17 protein-coding genes are annotated in these 17,479 nt (G+C 68.7%); 8 read left to right on the plus strand and 9 right to left on the minus strand.

The genetic code is table 11. The features are described 5' to 3' along the window. Positions 1–71 precede the first annotated feature (71 nt). Genes AB0P11_RS02280 through AB0P11_RS02300 form a run of 5 tightly spaced genes read right to left on the minus strand, consistent with a single transcriptional unit; the run spans position 72 to position 3,305 of the window. Positions 72–593: a hypothetical protein gene (locus AB0P11_RS02280; protein ID WP_285363831.1), complete on the minus strand. Its 522-nt coding sequence runs from the start codon at positions 591–593 to the stop codon at positions 72–74. Between the two features lies 1 nt (position 594). Next, on the minus strand, positions 595–909 hold the full coding sequence (locus AB0P11_RS02285; RefSeq protein WP_285363833.1) for a hypothetical protein: 315 nt from the start codon (positions 907–909) through the stop codon (positions 595–597). After that, on the minus strand, positions 893–2,314 hold the full coding sequence (locus AB0P11_RS02290; protein ID WP_363519388.1) for a hypothetical protein: 1,422 nt from the start codon (positions 2,312–2,314) through the stop codon (positions 893–895). Before AB0P11_RS02290 ends, AB0P11_RS02285 begins: the two co-directional genes overlap by 17 nt. Further along, positions 2,311–3,105 (minus strand): ABC transporter ATP-binding protein, encoded by a 795-nt coding sequence (locus AB0P11_RS02295; protein ID WP_363519391.1) that lies wholly within the window; start codon positions 3,103–3,105, stop codon positions 2,311–2,313. The genes AB0P11_RS02290 and AB0P11_RS02295 overlap by 4 nt, the downstream gene beginning before the upstream one ends. Further along, on the minus strand, positions 3,096–3,305 hold the full coding sequence (locus AB0P11_RS02300; protein WP_198032368.1) for a hypothetical protein: 210 nt from the start codon (positions 3,303–3,305) through the stop codon (positions 3,096–3,098). Before AB0P11_RS02300 ends, AB0P11_RS02295 begins: the two co-directional genes overlap by 10 nt. A gap of 196 nt (positions 3,306–3,501) precedes the next feature. Between AB0P11_RS02300 and AB0P11_RS02305 the strand changes: the two genes are divergently transcribed. The 3 genes from AB0P11_RS02305 to AB0P11_RS02315 all read left to right on the plus strand — a co-directional run bounded on the left by AB0P11_RS02305 (position 3,502) and on the right by AB0P11_RS02315 (position 5,656). Beyond that, positions 3,502–4,290: a MerR family transcriptional regulator gene (locus AB0P11_RS02305; RefSeq protein ID WP_056276545.1), complete on the plus strand. Its 789-nt coding sequence runs from the start codon at positions 3,502–3,504 to the stop codon at positions 4,288–4,290. Positions 4,291–4,452: 162 nt separating this feature from the next. After that, entirely contained in the window at positions 4,453–4,827 is a 375-nt protein-coding gene (locus AB0P11_RS02310) for a hypothetical protein (RefSeq protein ID WP_053098628.1), read from the plus strand. Between the two features lie 4 nt (positions 4,828–4,831). After that, positions 4,832–5,656 (plus strand): nitroreductase family protein, encoded by an 825-nt coding sequence (locus AB0P11_RS02315; RefSeq protein WP_053098629.1) that lies wholly within the window; start codon positions 4,832–4,834, stop codon positions 5,654–5,656. Between the two features lie 3 nt (positions 5,657–5,659). Here AB0P11_RS02315 and AB0P11_RS02320 read toward each other — a convergent pair whose 3' ends face one another. Next, positions 5,660–7,189 carry an FAD-dependent oxidoreductase gene (locus tag AB0P11_RS02320; RefSeq protein WP_363519397.1) on the minus strand — a complete coding sequence of 510 codons (1,530 nt, stop codon included), beginning with the start codon at positions 7,187–7,189 and terminating at the stop codon, positions 5,660–5,662. A gap of 86 nt (positions 7,190–7,275) precedes the next feature. On the opposite strand from AB0P11_RS02320, the gene AB0P11_RS02325 reads away from it, so the two are divergent. The 4 genes from AB0P11_RS02325 to AB0P11_RS02340 all read left to right on the plus strand — a co-directional run bounded on the left by AB0P11_RS02325 (position 7,276) and on the right by AB0P11_RS02340 (position 11,963). Then, positions 7,276–7,665 (plus strand): CrcB family protein, encoded by a 390-nt coding sequence (locus tag AB0P11_RS02325; protein ID WP_072590646.1) that lies wholly within the window; start codon positions 7,276–7,278, stop codon positions 7,663–7,665. Beyond that, a complete protein-coding gene (locus AB0P11_RS02330; protein WP_056276557.1) occupies positions 7,662–8,021 on the plus strand; it encodes a CrcB family protein in 360 nt (119 codons plus the stop codon). The genes AB0P11_RS02325 and AB0P11_RS02330 overlap by 4 nt, the downstream gene beginning before the upstream one ends. 99 nt (positions 8,022–8,120) lie before the next feature. Next, entirely contained in the window at positions 8,121–8,711 is a 591-nt protein-coding gene (locus AB0P11_RS02335; RefSeq protein WP_285363842.1) for a TetR family transcriptional regulator, read from the plus strand. 21 nt (positions 8,712–8,732) lie between these two features. Further along, the gene (locus AB0P11_RS02340; protein ID WP_320489699.1) at positions 8,733–11,963 is read left to right on the plus strand and encodes an efflux RND transporter permease subunit; all 3,231 of its coding nucleotides are present in this window, start codon (positions 8,733–8,735) and stop codon (positions 11,961–11,963) included. A 112-nt stretch (positions 11,964–12,075) separates the two neighbouring features. Here AB0P11_RS02340 and AB0P11_RS02345 read toward each other — a convergent pair whose 3' ends face one another. Continuing rightward, a complete protein-coding gene (locus AB0P11_RS02345) occupies positions 12,076–12,972 on the minus strand; it encodes an aldose 1-epimerase family protein (RefSeq protein WP_285363844.1) in 897 nt (298 codons plus the stop codon). Positions 12,973–13,264: 292 nt separating this feature from the next. On the opposite strand from AB0P11_RS02345, the gene AB0P11_RS02350 reads away from it, so the two are divergent. Continuing rightward, positions 13,265–15,610, plus strand: coding sequence for a DEAD/DEAH box helicase (locus AB0P11_RS02350; protein WP_363519404.1), 2,346 nt, complete (start codon positions 13,265–13,267; stop codon positions 15,608–15,610). 190 nt (positions 15,611–15,800) lie between these two features. Here the strand turns inward: AB0P11_RS02350 and AB0P11_RS02355 are convergent, their stop codons facing one another. Both AB0P11_RS02355 and AB0P11_RS02360 read right to left on the minus strand, forming a co-directional pair. Beyond that, a complete protein-coding gene (locus AB0P11_RS02355) occupies positions 15,801–16,340 on the minus strand; it encodes a YaeQ family protein (protein ID WP_363519407.1) in 540 nt (179 codons plus the stop codon). A 64-nt stretch (positions 16,341–16,404) separates the two neighbouring features. Continuing rightward, entirely contained in the window at positions 16,405–17,466 is a 1,062-nt protein-coding gene (locus tag AB0P11_RS02360; RefSeq protein ID WP_072592194.1) for an Rv2578c family radical SAM protein, read from the minus strand. Positions 17,467–17,479: the final 13 nt, after the last annotated feature.

The following is a 17,479-nucleotide window of genomic DNA, read 5'->3' on the forward strand; positions in this document are numbered from 1 at the left end:
CGGGCACGTGTCGACCGTAGCGATGGTGGGGCCACAACGTGTGACGAGCGGATGAAGAATATCGGTTGGCGTCACTCGACCGCCCGCGAGGAGGCGGTGCGGCGAGCCCGACTGACGGACCACAGGATCCGGCCGTCGTTGAAGACCGGAATGAGGAACACGGCATGCGCCAGGTACCACCCGTGCAGCTGGAGTCCCGGCGCGAGCAGCCACAGGGCGGCTCCGACGACGACGCACGCGCCAGGACCCGCGAGGGCGGCGAGCACGGCGTCCCGGTCGCCGACTCGGCCGTGCGGACTGATCGACGTCCTCCACAGCGAGCGCTCGAGCGTGATCGCCGTGACGCCGGTCGCCCGGGACAGCACGGCGAGGTGCCCGAGTTCATGCAGCGCGAACGACCCGCCGAGGCCGGCGGCGTAGTGGACTGCGATCATCAGTGCGGCCTCGACGATCGCGGGCTGCCCGGTGATCGCGCCCAGAGCGACGGTCGCGGTCAGCAGAACCGCGAACACGGTGTTCATCGGCCAGGCGGCGAGCAGCAGCCATCGGCAGACCAGAACCCCATCGATGCGCGACGCACTGACCGACCACATGTCAGTCGGCCTCGGCGAGGAGCTGCCTCTTCCGTTCGAGAAGGCCGTCGTGCACGACGAACACGGCGAGGATGAATACGGCGACCACGATCATTCCGAGAATCAGTGGAAGGGGATCGTTGATGCCGGTGCCGAGCTGTACCGCGCCCTCGGCGCTCTGCCGGACGTCGACGAAGACCGAGTCGAAGAATCCCAGGCGTCGGCCCTCGGCGGATCCTCCGCTGAACATCAGCCAGATCGCGGCCGTGACGGCGGATCCCGCGATGACGACGAGCGCTCCGACGACGCTGATGGCGGCCCTAAACAACCACTTCATGACGAGAGGTCCTTTCTATCCTGTCCATCCCTGCGATGGAGAGTGCGGCGGCGATCAGGGTGAGCGCGAGCATCACTCCGACCGTGAACTGTGGGGGAAGACCCAGGAGGTTGGTGCCGAGCATGATCGTGCCCGTCACGAGGCCGGCGACGGCGGCTCCCGCGATGACCGAGAAGGGGTTGCCCTTCTCGGGCGGGAAGGCGATGCCGGCGAGGGTGAGCACGATGACGTTCGACACCGCGAAGCCGACGACGGAGAGGATCTCGTCGAGCCTCGCCCCGGTGAGAGCGGACAGGATGCTGATCGGAGGTGCGATGATCGCGAGGGTCGCCAGCTGGGGTCCGATCACGAGCACGTACCGCATGCCTGGACCATGACGGCGCGGACCGCACGCCCGCAGGGGCTCCGTCGAGACGTAGGCGTACACGGACTGCACGGTGACGGCCAGCAGCAGGATCGGCGGGAGTCGGATGTCGGCGAGGAAGAGCGCGTAGGAGCCTGCGAGGGAGATGCCGCAGACCGTCACCGTCTCGATTCCCCTGATGTGGGCGGCGAAGTACGCGCCGAACTCCGTGGGGCCGAACAGGCGGGGCACGATCGCGAAGCGACGGGTCGGATCGAACTGCCGAGGCGCGATCGCGAAGACGGCGCAGACCAGCAGCGCCAGCATGGCCAGCCAGATGCCCGTGGCCGCCATGGTCCCGTGACTCGCGGCGATGTCGGCGAAGAGCAGCTGCACCGCGAAGTAGTCGTCGCCCTGGCCGACCGCCGCGAAGAGCACGGATTCCGACTGCGTCGACACGCCGAGGTAGAGGGCGACGAGGGTCGCCGCCAGCACCACCGGCACGAGGAACGCCCGGAGCCTCGCCAGCCGCAGACGCAGCAGCAGTCGCTCGAGGCCCAGGTAGTAGACGCTCGCGACGAGATAGGCGACGGTCGAGGGCATGACCAGGCAGGTGATGACCTGATCGAGGATCCCGAATCCGCCGATCGAGATCGTGCCGGTGACCAATGCGCCGAGCATGAGCATCACGCCGAGGCCCACGACCAGCGACTCGAAGAGCATGAATCCCAGCGTTCGCGCCCGATTGGTGAGGGGGAACGAGAACGTGAGCTCGACCAGATCGCTCGCCTTCATGAAGAGCACGCGCACGACCGTGAAGACCGTCAGGATCCACAGCGGGGTGGACACGCCGACGACGCGCAGAAGCGGGGAGAGCTGCTCGGGCTCGCTGATCAGTTGGCGGAGGATCACCACCCCGAACGCGCAGAAGCCGACGAAAGCGGCGAGACCGGCGAGAGCGATCGTCCAGCGCACGGACGGCAGGCGCAGCACGCCCCGACGAGCGATGCGCCTCACGAGGAACACCGAGAGGAAGCCGGCGAGCTGCAGGGCGGGAGTCATTCCACCGCCCTCGACGGCTGCGCGATCGCGGTCTTGACGAGGGAGTCGACCGAGCCGAATTCGCGCAGGATGCGGGGGAGTGGGAGGTCGAAGGCGATCTCTCCGCGACGCAGCACGATGATGCGGTCGCACACGGCCTCGAGAAGACGGAAGTCATGGCTGCACAGCAGCAGCCCCTTCGCCCCTCCGATCCGGGATGCATCCGTCTCGAATTCGAAGAGCGCATCGACGTCGACGCCGTTGAGCGTCTCGTCGATGATCGTGAGCGGGCGCTCGAGCAGAAGCGTCGAGATGAGCTGGATCTTCTTGCGCATGCCGTGCGAGTAGTCCTCGATGAGGTCGAACTGACGCGCCTCCATCTGATAGCGGCTGAGGAGTTCGTCGGCCCTGGTCGGGTCGGCACGGTGGCGATAGAGGCGGAGCATCAGATCGAGGTACTCGCGCCCGGTCAGGAACTGCGGCAGATAGTCGTTGCTCGCGATGAAAGCCAGCTGCTCGCGCGATGCGCGGTCCTGATGAGGGCGCCCGGTGATGCGGATGCTCCCCTGGCCGAGCTGCAGCAGATCGGCGGTGAGGCGGATGAGCGTCGACTTGCCTGATCCGTTGGGTCCGACGAGACCCACTTTCTCGCCGCGCTCGATCGCGAACGACACATCACGGAGCGCCGGAGCGCGCTTCGAGTAGGCGAACGAGACCGATGAGACGTCGAGGAGGACGCGCGGGTCCGGTGCGAAGCCGCCGCTTCCGGACATCGGGGTCGATGTCCGGAAGCGACGAGGGGTTAGACGCATTCGATCCACACTGAGACGCCGCTCTTGCCCCACTGCCAGTTGCCGGTGAAGCGCCTGCCACCCGCCTTGAAGAAGCACCACAGCGCCAGCGCTGCCAGGAACGCGACGCCGAACACGAGAATCGCCGCGATCACCACCAGCCACCAGGCATCGAGACGCAGGATCGCCTCATCCAGTGCGTCCTGTGCGCGGCGCTTCATCAGCATCGGCTCCATTGCCGCCATTAGGGACATCTGTCCACCTCCGTTTTGTCGTTACACACGGAGGCTGTCATCGCTGCGTCACGAAAGCTAGTCATTCGAGTGCAGAATGCTGACATGCGTGGATTCACTTGACATTGACGCAGCGTCAACTTCTACCGTGGAGTCATCATCAGTTCCAGGGAAGGAGGACGAGATGGCCGGTCGCGAATGGTCGATCCAGGACATCGCCCGTCTCGCGGGCACCACGAGCAGAACCCTGCGTCACTACGACGACGTGGGCCTGCTGCCGCCCTCGCGCATCGCGCACAACGGCTACCGGCACTACGACGAGGCGGCGCTCGTGCGCCTGCAGCGCATTCTGCTGCTGCGCGAGCTCGGACTCGGTCTGCCGCAGATCGCCGAGGTGCTCGACCCGGTGAACGCACGGCAGAGCGAGGAATCCGCGCTGGAGACGCACCTCGAGCTGCTGCGCGAGGAACAGAACCGACTGGCGCGGCAGATCGCGTCGGTCGAGAACACCATCAACGCATTGAGAGGAGGTGAAGAACTCATGGCAGAGAACATGTTCGACGGTTTCGACCACACCCGTTACAAGGAGGAGGTCGAGCAGCGCTGGGGTCGGAAGACCTACGCCGACAGCGACCGCTGGTGGCGCGGGATGACCGACGCCGATCGCGCCGACTGGCAGCAGCGCGTCTCCGACCTCGGCCGGGACTGGACAGCTGCCGCCGAGAGCGGCATCGATCCGGCGTCCGCCGAGGCTCAGGACATCGCCCGCCGTCACGTCGAGTGGCTGACCGGCATCCCGGGCACTCCCGCGGCCGTGCCCGGCGGCGACGTCAAGGCGTACGTCATCGGCCTCGGCGAGATGTACGTCGCGGACCCGCGCTTCGGCGCGAACTACGCCACGTCCGCCGGCGGAACGCAGGGCGCCGAGTTCGTCCGCGACGCGCTCCGCATCTACGCGGACGGCAACCTGTGACCCGCTGCACCGCCTTCGTCGGTCGCCGCGGGGTCGAGAGCGCATCCGAATCACCCGATTCCGATGCGTTCTCGACCCCGCACGGGAGTCACGGCATTGCACAGGTGCGGACACCGGATCAAGGCCGGGAGCGGATGCCGGAGGTGGGCGTAGGGTCAAGGCATGGGTCACCGACGCAGACGCACGGATGCCGCGCCGCTGTTCGCGGCGGCGGCCGTCGCCTACACCGCGAACGTCGCCCTCGGTTCGGCCGTCGCCGCGAGACTCATCGACACGAGCAGCTTCCGCTGGCTGCACCATGCGATCTACATCGCGACGTGCGCCACTTCGGCCGCCGCGTTCTCGGCGATCCTCTGGGGCCGGCCGAAGCGCGCGAGCCGTCGCGCGGCCCTGGCGCTCGCGCCCGCCGCCGCACCGCTCGCCGCCATCCCGTATCTCGGCACGCACAGCCGACGGCATCCGCTCGTCGCGCTCGCCGCAGCCCCCTTCATCGTCGCGGGCCTCGTCTGCTCGCGCCTCGCCACCGACCGGAAGTGAACGCATGGAACTGCTCGACGCCATCCGCCGCCGCAAGACCACGAACGGGCCCTTCCTGCCCGACCCGGTATCGGAGGAGCATCAGCGCATCCTGCTGGAGGCGGCAGGTCGGGCGCCGTCGCAGCTGAACAGCCAGCCGTGGCGGTTCGTGGTCGTCGAGAACCGCGACACGATCGACAAGATCGCACGCATCTCGGGCGACAGCATGACCGAGGCGATGTCGAACGGCACGTTCTTCGAACGCTACAAGCCGTACTTCCGTTTCAGCCAGGCCGAGATGGAGGAGAAGCGCAGCGGGATGCTGTTCGACAAGCTCCCCGCGGCCCTTCGCCCGTTCACGAGTCAGGTGTTCACCAAGCGCGGCCAGAAGCTGATGAACACGTTCGGGGTGCCGAAGACCCTCGGGGAGGAGAATCACAAGCTCGTCGCGGGATCGCCGCTGCTGCTCGGCGTGATGCTCGATCGCAGCGAGTACCGACCGGGCCAGCTGTCGTCGTTCTACTCGGTGTTCAGCATGGGCGCGGCGATGGAGAACGTCTGGCTCACCACGGTCGAGCTCGGCATGGGCATCCAGTTCATCTCGTTCCCGATGGAGGTCCCTGGGCAGTGGGACGAGATCGTGAAGCTGCTGCGCGTGCCGGACGACCTCGAGCTCATGGCGGTGTACCGCCTCGGCTATCTGCCGCCCGAGCAGCGCCGCCCGGCCATCGACTGGTCGAGCCATCAGCGCAAGCTCGCTTCGCAGTATGTGTTCCGCGAGAACTGCGACCAGCCGCAGCAGGGATGGGACGCGCCGCCGCCGGGCGCTGGAGCGCCGACGGCGGGCTGAGCCTCAGCCGCCGACCTTGCGGGGCAGGGGCTTGAGGTCCTGCAGCGCCGGCCCCTCGATGCGCGTGCCGTCCGCCGTGAAGCGCGAGGCGTGCAGCGGGCAGTCCCACGTGCACTCGGCGTCGTTCCAGTCGAGCACGCCTCCGAGGTGCGGGCACACGGCCGAGACGGCCCGAGTGACGCCGTCGACCGTCGAGATGCCCACGGGTCGGCCGCTGCGGTTCGCGACCACGCCCTCGCCCTCTGCCGGCTTCGGGGCCGGCACGGGGCGACGCTCGGCGTCGACCCACCCGGTCGTCGCGGCGGCGGCGACCTTGGCGCCCTCGATGGCCCCGCGGGCCAGATCGGCCGGCACGGTGAGCCTCGTGCCGATCTTGACCATCCACGACGGTCGGTCGTGCCAGTTCGCACCGAGGATCTCCGCGGTGAGACGCAGGGCGGCGGCGGGGGCGTTCGACAGGCCCCACTTGGCGTACCCGGTCGCGAAGCGGATGCGGCCGAGACCCCGGGGCATGGCGCCGACGAACGGGATCTGGTTGTTCGACTGATAGTCCTGGGCGGACCAGCGGTGGGTCTCCTCGGCATCCGGGAAGTACCGCCTCGTCCACTCGACCAGATCGTCGATCGCGGCGGTCTCGCCGTCCGAGCGGCCGACGGAATGGCCGTTTCCGCCGACCACCAGTCGCGCAGGACCGCCGGGGCCGTCCGCATCCGACACCGGGCGGATCGAGCGCGTGGGGCTGTCGACCGAGATGAACGTGCTGTCCGGCACGCCGCCGGGGAGGCGGAACGAGACGCAGTACGAGCGGAAGGCGCGCATCTTCGCGAAGTAGAGTCCCCGGTCGAGGATCGGGTACCCGGTCGCGATCACGATGTGATCGGCGAACATCGGGCCGAGCGGCGTCTCGACTCGCGGGTCGGGCAGCGCATGCGTCGCCGTGACCCGGACGCCGGTGTGCAGGGTTCCTCCGGCGGAGAGAAGCTCGTCCGCGAGCGCGTGGGTGACGAGTGCCGGATCGATGGTCACCTGGTCGTCGAGCGCCACGGCTCCCGCCGCAGGGAAGGCCGCACCGGCCAGCTCTCGTCGCGTGAGCATCCTGGTCTCGAGGCCCGCCTCCCGCGCCGCCTCGTGCACCTCGCGCACCGAGTCGATGCCGCCGGCGTCCTGCGCGTACGAGTGGTCTATCCGCCGCTCGTAGCTGACTCCCGCGTGATCGGCGAAGCCGACCAGCCAGTCCATGCCCTCGCGATTTCCCTCGACGTAGGCCTGCACGAGCGCCGCGGAGTGGTGCTTGCGGATCTCGGCGAGACGCTTCCCCTGCAGCAGGCTGAGCTTGCCGGTGTTGCCGCCGGTCGCGAGCTCGGCGACGGATCCCGCCTCGATCACCGCGACGTCGAGACCGGCGCGCGTGAGCATGACCGCCGTGCTGAGGCCGGTGAGGCCTGCACCCACGATGATCACGTCGTGTCGTGCGCCGGGGTCGAACGGTGTGCCGATGGGCGGGGTCCGGTCGAGCTTCCACAGTGGCTTCATGGCCTCAGTCTTCGCCTGCCGACCGGCTTCGCCCAACGGGTTGACATTCGAGGGATGCGTTGCAATGGCGCGGATAGAGTTGCCGCGTGACCTTTCGCCGCCTGCTCCTCGTCTTCGTCGGCGGGAGCATCGGCACCGCCGCTCGGCTCGCGATCGGTCTGCTGATGCCGGATGTCGGGGGCGTGCCTCTCGCGACCATCGTCGTGAACGTGCTCGGATCGCTCCTGATCGGCGTTCTCGCCGCGCGCCTGCCCGGCGCCACGGAGCTCAGACTGCTGCTCGGCACGGGCGTGCTCGGCGGCTTCACGACCTACAGCGCGTTCATGACCGGAACGGTCGCGCTCTGGGGCGACGCCCCGGTGCTCGCATTCGCGTATGCGGCCGCCAGTCTGGTCCTGGGACTCGCCGCCGCCGCGGCGGGCCTGCGACTCGGACGCCCGCGTCGACCGACGCTCCCTGCGGGAGGGAGGGCATGACTCCGCTGCTGTTCGTCGCGGCCGCGCTCGCCGGAGGGGTGGGAGCCCTCCTCCGGTACGTCATCGACCTCGGTGTCTCGAAGGTCGTCGGACGCCGCCTCCCTTGGGGCATCCTCGTCGTCAATCTCACCGGATCGTTCGCGTTGGGCCTGCTGACCACGGCACTGCCGTCCGAGTCGTTCGTGGTCGGGGCCGGTCTTCTCGGCGGGTACACGACGTTCAGCACCGCCATGCTCGACACCGTCGTGCTGTGGCGAGACGGTCAGCGCAGAGCATCCGCTGTCAACGCCATCGGGATGCTGCTGCTCGGGCTGATCGCCGCTGGTCTCGGGCTGGCGCTCGGTTCGACGCTCTGACCGTGGACGCCGGGATCCGGGCGAACCCTCAGCTTCGCGATGCAGAATGTACAAACGTACATGTACGCCCGTACAGGAATGATCGCGCTGGGGGTCAGGATGAGCGATGGCACGCGCCGCCGCCGCGATCCTGAAGCGCGCCGTCGCGAGATCATCACCGCGGCAGCCGAGCTGATCGTCGAGATCGGCGTCGACGCACTCACCCACCGCAAGGTCGCAGCCCGGGCCGGAGTGCCGCTGGGCTCGACGACGCAGTACTTCGCCACGCTCGACGATCTGCGTGAAGCGGCGATCGGAGCGCTGGCCGCCGAGATCGAGGCGCGCATCGACGCGACACGACGGGCCGTCGTGATCGAGGGAGTGACGCCAGAGGGGCTCGCGCGCCTCGTGCGCCGCGGGCTCGAGGACGCGCGCGCAGTCCAGGCCGACCGCGCCGTCGTGACCGCCGCGGTGCATGACCCGCGCGTCCGGCAGTTCGCGCGACTGTGGTCCGACGAGATCGTCGGCTTCATCGCGCCCGTTCACGGGGTCGACAGAGCGAGGGCCGCAGCCGTCTTCATCGACGGCGTACTCTGGCACTCTCAGATCCACGACGAGCCGCTCGACGAAGAGCTCATCCGCGACGCCCTCGCCGGGATCCTCACTCCTCAGGCGTCCACCTCCGCACCCACCGCCGCAGCATCCGCCTGACCCGCAGAGAGAGAATCCGCCTTGTCGAACCTCGCCGTCCTGAGTCTGAAGAACCGCGCACTGATCGCGTTGATCACGATCGTCGCCGCCGTGTTCGGCGGGCTCGCTCTGACGAACCTCAAGCAGGAGCTCATCCCGTCGCTCGAGCTGCCCAACCTGATGGTCATGACGACCTACCCCGGCGCCTCGCCCGAGGTCGTCGAGAACGACGTCTCGACCCCCATCGAGTCGGCGATCCAGGGTGTCCCCGGCCTCGAGGGCACGACCGCCACGAGCACGACGAACGCCTCGATCGTGCAGGCCACCTTCGCCTACGGCACCAACCTCGCGACCGCCGAGCAGAAGATCCAGCAGGCGATCAACCGCATCTCGGGGCAGCTGCCGGAAGACGTGAGCCCACAGGTGCTGACGGTGTCGATCGATGACTTCCCGGTGATCCAGGTCGCCGTGACCGGCTTCGAGGACGCCGAGAACGCGCAGGCCGAACTGCAGAGCGTCGCGATCCCCGAACTCGAAGACGTCGACGGGGTCAACGCCGCGGAGATCATCGGCGGCGTCGGCCAGCGCATCACGATCACACCCGACGTCGCGAAGCTGGCGGCGATCGGTCAGAGCACGCAGGCCATCACCACGGCGCTGCAGCAGAACGGCACGCTGTTCCCCGGCGGAGACATCACCGAGAACGGCCAGACGCTCACCGTCCAGACCGGTGCGAAGATCACCTCGGTCGATGAACTCGCGGCGCTGCCGCTCGTCGGCACCACCGAGAGCATCGGCGACGTCGCCACGGTGGTGCAGGAGAGCGACCCCATCTCGTCGATCTCGCGCGTCGACGGCAAGGACGCCCTCTCGATCTCGATCACCAAGCTGCCGGCCGCGAACACCGTCGAGGTGTCGCAGGGTGTCATCGCCGCGCTCGACACGATCGGCGAGGCCTTCCCCGACGCCGAGTTCACGATCATCTTCGACCAGGCTCCGTTCATCCAGCAGTCCATCGAGACGCTCGCCACCGAAGGTCTGCTCGGACTCGTCTTCGCCGTGATCGTCATCCTCGTGTTCCTGCTCTCGATCCGCTCGACGCTCGTCACGGCGATCTCGATCCCCACCAGCGTGCTCATCACCTTCATCGGGCTGCAGGCGTTCGGCTACTCGCTGAACATCCTCACCCTCGGCGCGCTCACGATCGCGATCGGCCGTGTGGTCGACGACTCGATCGTCGTGATCGAGAACATCAAACGGCACTATGTGGGGGATGCCGATAAGGGAGACGCCATCCGTCTGGCGGTGCGCGAGGTGGCGATGGCAGTCACATCCTCGACCATCACGACGGTCGCCGTCTTCCTGCCCATCGTGTTCGTCGGCGACATGGTCGGCGAGCTGTTCCGGCCGTTCGCCATGACCGTGTCGATCGCGATGGTGGCGTCGCTGCTGGTCTCGCTGACCATCGTGCCGGTGCTCGCGTACTGGTTCCTCCGCCCGGGAAAGCCGCTGCTCGATGAGAACGGCGTGCAGATCGACCCGGAGGACCCGGACGCTCCGCCGACGCGACTGCAGAAGGGCTACCGTCCGATCCTCGGCTGGACGCTGAAGCACTCCGGCCTGACCGTCGTGCTCGCCGTCGTGGTGCTCGGTGCGACGCTCGCCGCCGCACCGCTCATGAAGATCAACTTCCTCAGCGACTCCGGTCAGAACACCATGACGGTGACGCAGGACCTCGGCCCGACCGCGAGCCTGGAGACCAAGTCGGAGGCGGCGATCGCCGTCGAGGACGCACTGCTCGACATCGACGGCATCACCCACGTGCAGGCCTCGATCGGCTCGAGCGGATCCGCCCTGCGTGACGCGTTCTCGGGCGGAGCGGGCGTGACCTACTCGGTGCTCACCGACGCGGATGCCGACCAGGAGAAGCTCCGAGCCGACGTCCAGGACGCGATCGAGGGCCTCACCGACGTCGGTGAGGTGTCGGTCGCCGCCTCCGCCGGACTCGGCTCGAGCGACATCGAGATCACCGTCTCGGCATCCGACTCCGAAGACCTGCAGACCGCCACCACCGCCGTGGTGGACGAGCTCGACGGTCGGGACGGCATCGGACAGGTCACCGACAACCTCGCTGCGGCTCTGCCGTACCTGGCCGTGGTCGTCGACCGCGACGCCGCCGCGCAGCGTGGACTGTCGGAGGTCGCCGTCGGATCCATCGTCTCGAACACGATGCGCCCCCAGCAGGTGGGCACGGTCGAGATCGACGACACCGCGCTGACGATCTACCTCGCCGCATCCGAGCCGCCCGCCACCGCGCAGGCGCTTCGTGAGCTCACCATCCCGAGTGCCACCGGTGTGGTGCAGCTGCAGGACATCGCGACCGTCGAGGAGCGCAACGGCCCGACCTCCATCACCACCGAGCAGGGACGCCGCACCGCCACGATCACGGTGCCCCCGGCATCCGACAACCTCGCCGTGGCGACCCAGTCGGTCACCGAGGCGCTGGCCGCGGTCGACCTGCCTGACGGTGCGTCAGCCGAGGTGGGCGGTGTCGCCTCGCAGCAGGCCGACTCGTTCTCGCAGCTCGGGCTCGCCATGCTCGCGGCGATCCTGATCGTCTACGTCGTGATGGTCGCGACGTTCAAGTCGCTGCGTCAGCCGCTGCTGCTGCTCGTCTCTGTGCCGTTCGCGGCCACGGGCGCGATCCTGCTGCAGATCGTCACGGGTGTGCCGCTCGGCGTCGCCTCGCTGATCGGTGTGCTGATGCTCATCGGCATCGTGGTGACCAACGCGATCGTGCTCATCGACCTCGTCAACCAGTATCGCGAGAAGGGGCTGTCGACGATCGATGCGGTGAAGGCCGGTGGCGAGAAGCGTCTGCGTCCGATCCTCATGACGGCGCTGGCGACGATCTTCGCGCTCACCCCGATGGCACTCGGCATCACCGGGCACGGCGGGTTCATCTCGCAGCCGCTCGCCATCGTCGTGATCGGTGGACTCATCTCATCGACCGTTCTGACGCTGATCGTTCTGCCGACGCTCTACAACCTGGTCGAGGGTGCGAAGGAGCGTCGACGCGCCCGCAAGGCGGGGTCGGGCGACGACGGCTCTGCACCGAACGGCGACTCGGACCCCTCGGACGGCCCTCGTCCTTCGGGCGATCTGGCGCTGGCCGGCGCGGGCACGTCGGAATCGGGCTCGGCGGAATCGGGTTCGTCGCTGCCGCACGCGAATCAGCTGACGCGCCGGGAGCTGCGCGAGCGCGGCGAGTAGCCGCCCTCGCCGTCCCGTCCTCCGCACGACGGAGTCTGACGCCCGCCCGGAACTTCATTCCGGGCGGGCGTCAGCCGTTTCCGGCGGAGTTGTGGAGCGGGCGCCGCCGAGCTCAGTCGAGCGTGATGCCCCAGTCGAGGGTCCAGGTCTCACCGGGGGCGAGGCGGCGCAGGCCGACACCGCTGTTCAGCGCGTCGGCGGGCGCGGTCATGGGCTCGATCGCCACCGCGAGGGACTGGCCCGGGTACTTGTCGGTCGTGTAGACCTGCACGAAGTCGAACCCGGCGCCCTGCCAGAGGGTGAGTCGCCGACCGTCGGGGGCGGTCAGCGAGTGCCGGACCAGCCCGTCGGCATCACGGTCGAGGTCGGTGAATCCGGTGTCGAGGCTCACATCGCCGATGCGCACTCCGTCGCGCAGCGCGGCATCCGCCGGGTGCGTGCCCGTGGGGAGCATGCGCTCGTCGGTGTCGAACGCGGTCTGCGCCGGCACCCGCAGCACGAGCTCGTGCGGGTCGACGTCGCCGATCGTCACGAACGGATGCGTGCCGAGTGCCACCGGTGCCGCAGTGGCGGAACGGTTGGTCAGCGCGTGCGTGACGTCGATCCCGTCGGCACGCAGCACGTAGGTGACACTGGTCTCGACGAGATAGGGGTAGCCCGTCTGCGGCACGATCGTGGCGCTCAGCGTCGTCGCCGACGCCGTCTCCTCGATCGCGTAGGCCGTGAATCGCAGCAGCCCGTGGCTGGCGTTCATGAACTTCGGCTCGGTGATCGCGAGCTGCCGCTCGGTGCCCTCGTCGTTCCAGGCTCCATCCCTGACGCGATTCGGCCAGGGCGTGAGCACGACGCCCGAGCAGGAGGGGGTCGGCGAGTCGAGCGGATACGGGGCGATCAGATCGACGGATCCGATGCGGAGCGAGCGGAGGGATGCGCCGACCTGCGCGATCTGAGCGCTGACGTCGCCGAGCTGGAGGTGCACCTGTGTGCCGGTGGGGGATGCGGAGTTCACTCCGCAATCGTATGGCGAGCAGCATCCGCGATGGGGCTGGGCGGTTTTTCAGGTGCGACCGCTACACTTGATGGGTCGGCTTCGGACACCCGCGCATGGCGCGGACGTTTTTGTGTAAGAAGTGTGAGTCCAGGGGCCGATGGTGAGCGTCGCTCGACGCTAATCAACCATCACATGAATGGCCCCGGCCGCTGACAGTCCGGAACCCCGTCCGATCGCATCCGATCCGGCGCTGGGTGCTCGCGCGTGTGCGCGGCGCTGTTCTCGTGCGAGAACTCAGAAGGACACACCCATGCCCAAGAACAAGAAGCCCCGCGGCGGACGCCCCTCCGCCAACTTCGAGCCGCGCTACGGCGCGAACAAGACCTCGTTCCACGACCGCCACGCCGGTGGGCGCGACAGCGCTCGCGACACCCGCGATTCCCGCGACGTGCGGGGCGGACGAGCGGATGCCGGCGAGCGGCGCACCCCGGCGGCCGGCGTCGACCGTCGTCCCGGCAGCCGCAGCGCCAGCCACCGCGGCTACCGTCCCGCAGAAGAGGGCGCACCCAAGCAGCGCTGGTCCTCGCAGGAGCGCGCGGGTCGCGATGAGGCCCGTGGCATCCGCAACCGTGCGGAGTCGGGTCGCCGCGAGGCACCGCACCGCGGCGGTTCCGAGCGTCCGCGCTTCGACGATCGTGCCGAGCGCCCCCGCTACAACGACCGTTCCTCCACGGGCTTCGACCGTCCGCGTCGCGATGACCGCGGCGGCCAGCGTCCGACCGGTCCCGGTACGTACCGCGATGAGCGCGGCGGCCAGCGCGACGAGCGTCCGCGCCGCGACGACCGCGGTGCGGGCACGCAGCGCCAGGGCTTCCGCGACAACGATCACCGCGATGGCGGACGTCCGGGCCGAGACCAGCGCTCCGGCGGCTTCCGCGACGATCGCGGTGGTCAGCGCTTCTCCCGTGACGAGCGCCCGCAGCGCGACGACCGCGGCGCATCCGAGCGTCCGCGCTTCAACCGCGACGACCGCTCGCCGCGTTCGGGCGACCGCAACGAGCGTCCGCGCTTCGACCGCGCGGCATCCGAGCGTCCCCGCTTCGACCGTGACGACCGCCCGCGTCGTGACGACCGTGGCGCGGGCCCGCGTCGCGATGACCGCGGCGCCGAGCGTTCCTACGACGCCGACCGCGCACGCCGTGCCTTCGACCGCGACCGCACGCAGCGGTCGATCGAGGGTGGGCGTGACGAGCGTTCGCGTCCCTCGACCGGTGGCGCGTACCGCACCGATCGTCCCCGCCCGCTGACGTCAGACACCCGCGGGCGGCCGTCGCGCAATGAGCGACCCAGCCGTAACGACTGGAACGCCACATCGAGCGCGGCACCCGCCAAGAAGTTCGAGCCGACGGACGACGTCGTGCACGAGCGCCTCGAGGCCAAGTCCGTCGCGGCGGTCGAGGTCGACGGTGTGACCTTCGGCGACCTGGGTCTCGGATCCAACATCGTCGAGACCCTCGTCGGCATGGGCGCGGCGACTCCGTTCCCCATCCAGGCGGCCAGCATCCCGGCCGTGCTCGAGGGGCGCGACGTCCTCGCCCGTGGCCGCACCGGCTCAGGCAAGACCATCGCCTTCGGCGCACCGCTCGTCGAGCGCGTGCTGCAGTCGCAGGCGGGCAAGCGCCGTGAGTTCGGCCGCTCGCCGCGCGCGATCATCCTCGCTCCCACGCGCGAGCTCGCACTGCAGATCGACCGGACCATCCAGCCGATCGCCCGCAGCGTCGGCCTGTTCACCACGCAGATCTACGGTGGCGTCCCGCAGGGCCGTCAGGTGGGTGCGCTGAAGAAGGGCGTCGACATCGTCATCGGCACCCCCGGTCGTGTCGAGGACCTCATCAACCAGGGCAAGCTCGACCTCTCCGACTGCCGCATCGCGGTGCTCGACGAGGCCGACCACATGTGCGAGCTCGGATTCGTCGAGCCCGTGCAGCGCATCCTGCGTCACACGGCCGACGGCAGCCAGAAGCTCCTCTTCTCGGCCACGCTCGACCGTGAGGTCGCGGCACTCGTCGACGAGTTCCTCGTCGACCCGGCCGTCTACGAGGTCGCCGGTGAAGATCAGGACTCGAGCACCATCGAGCACCGTGTGCTCGTGATCGAGCACCGCGACAAGGCCGAGATCCTCACCTCGCTCGTCGACCGCGACGGCAAGACCCTGGTCTTCGCCCGCACCCGCGCCTACGCCGACATGCTCGCCGAGCAGTTCGACGACGCCGGCATCCCCGCGGTCTCGCTGCACGGTGACCTCAACCAGGCCAAGCGCACGCGCAACCTGGAGCGCCTGACGTCGGGTCGCGTGAACGTGCTCGTCGCCACCGACGTCGCCGCCCGCGGAATCCACGTCGACGACATCGACCTGGTCGTGCAGGCCGACGCTCCTGACGAGTACAAGACGTACCTGCACCGTTCAGGCCGCACCGGCCGCGCCGGTCGCTCGGGACGCGTCGTCACGCTCATCACGCGTCAGCGCCAGCGTCGCATGACCGAGCTGCTGGAGCGTGCGGAGATCGACGCGCCATTCGAGAACGCGCGCATCGACGACGACCTGATCGAGGAGATCGCCGGTCGCGTGCCGACCGCCGCCGACCTCACGGCCTGATCCGTCACGTTCGAAGGCCTCGCTCCCGCATTCGCGGCGGCGGGGCCTTCGTCGTTTGCTCGGCCGATCTGCGGCACAGGGATGCGCGGTGCGGTCGGGTGCGCGTCCTGCGAAGGAGATCTCTCACTCCGAAGGGCTGACGCGTCGGATCGCTCCTACGGAGCGCGTGATCTCCTTCCGAGCGTGCGGCTCAGCCGAGCTGGTGCTCGTGGATGGCCGTGGTCAGTGTCGTGCCGTTGAGGTCGAGGTAGAGCACCTGCTCGGTCACGGTGAGCGTCATCGTGTTGCGGCGTGCGATGAGCGGTGCCGCGGAGTCGATGAAGCCGGGGTCGAAGCTGTAGACCCGGAGGTCCTCGGAGCGGTGGATGCGCTTGTCGGCCCACGGCGCCATGACCTTCGCGGGGTCGCGGTGCGTATAGACGACGGTGCGCTCGGCGAGGCGGCTGCCGTAGTGGAGGCGCTCTGCATCGGGGGCGCCGACTTCGATCCACGCCGTCGTCTTCCCGGTGAGGTCGCGCACCAGCACGGCGGGCTCATCGGTCTGCGAGATGCCGCCGCCGAATGCGATGCCCTCGGTGAACTCGAGTCCATAGGCGAGCACGCGGGTCACCATGTAGGCGTCGGTCTCGGACGGATGCCGCGCCACGCGCAGCGAGTAGTCGTCGTAGACACCGCGATCCATGTCGGCCAACTGGACGTCGAACGTGTGCATCGTGGAGCCGGTAGCCATAACGCTCGAGCCTACGCGCCCCGGGGGTGGCTTCCCGACCTCCGACGCTCCACCGGACCGGCGTTCAGAACAGCATCGGCTGTGCGGGGGCGGGCGCTGGCGTGAATGCGGGCGCCGGCCTCCCGTGCGGTGCAGAAGCCCGGATGCCGCGCACGGGGTAGTCGTCCTCGTGCTGCCCATCGAGTCCGTGCAGTCTGATCAGCGGCCGTGCGCGCTTCGCGAGCCATTGGCGGTAGCCCTTCGGCGCCTCGGCGGAGACTCCGGGGTACAACCCGCGATACGACGACACGAGGTCGGGGCGGAAACCCTCGAGCCACTGCATGAACCAGGGCTTCACTCCGGCGCGCAGGTGCAGGGCGCCGTAGATCACGCGGCTCGCTCCGGCCTCCTTGATGCGCCGCAGGGCGGTGTCGATCGCCTCGACCGAGTCGGTCATGTGGGGCATGATCGGCATCAGGAAGACGGTGACGCGGAAGCCGGCATCCCGCAGTGCGCGTACCGTGTCGAGCCGTGCCTGGGTCGTCGGAGTCCCGGGTTCGATCGCCTTCTGCAGATCGTCGTCGTACATCGCGATGGACATCTGGATGTCGACGGGAACACGCTGCGCCGCCCGCACCAGCAGCGGGATGTCGCGCCTGATCAGGGTGCCTTTGGTGAGGATCGACATCGGTGTGCCCGACGTCGCGAGGGCATCGATGATCCCCGGCATCAGCTTGTACCGACCCTCGGCGCGCTGATACGGATCGGTGTTCGTGCCCAGAGCGACCGTCTCGTGCTCCCAGCTGCCGCGACGCAGCTCCTTCTGCAGCACCTCGACGACGTTGACCTTCACGACGATCTGCGAATCGAAGTCCGATCCGCCGTCGAGATCGAGATACTCGTGCGTTCCTCGGGCGAAGCAGTAGACGCAGGCATGGCTGCACCCGCGGTACGGGTTGATGGTCCAGGCGAACGGCATGCGCGATGCGCCGGGTACATGGTTGAGGGCCGACTTCGACAGCACCTCATGGAACGTCATGCCTGCGAACTCCGGCGTGGTCACCGTGCGGAGCACGCTGGAGCGATCTTCGAGGCCGGGCAGCGCAGCGGCGTCGACGTCACCGAGTTTCTGTCCTTGCCACCGCATGTCATCCATTCGA

The sequence above is a fragment of the Microbacterium sp. NPDC079176 genome (assembly GCF_040686675.1).
Lineage (GTDB): Bacteria > Actinomycetota > Actinomycetes > Actinomycetales > Microbacteriaceae > Microbacterium.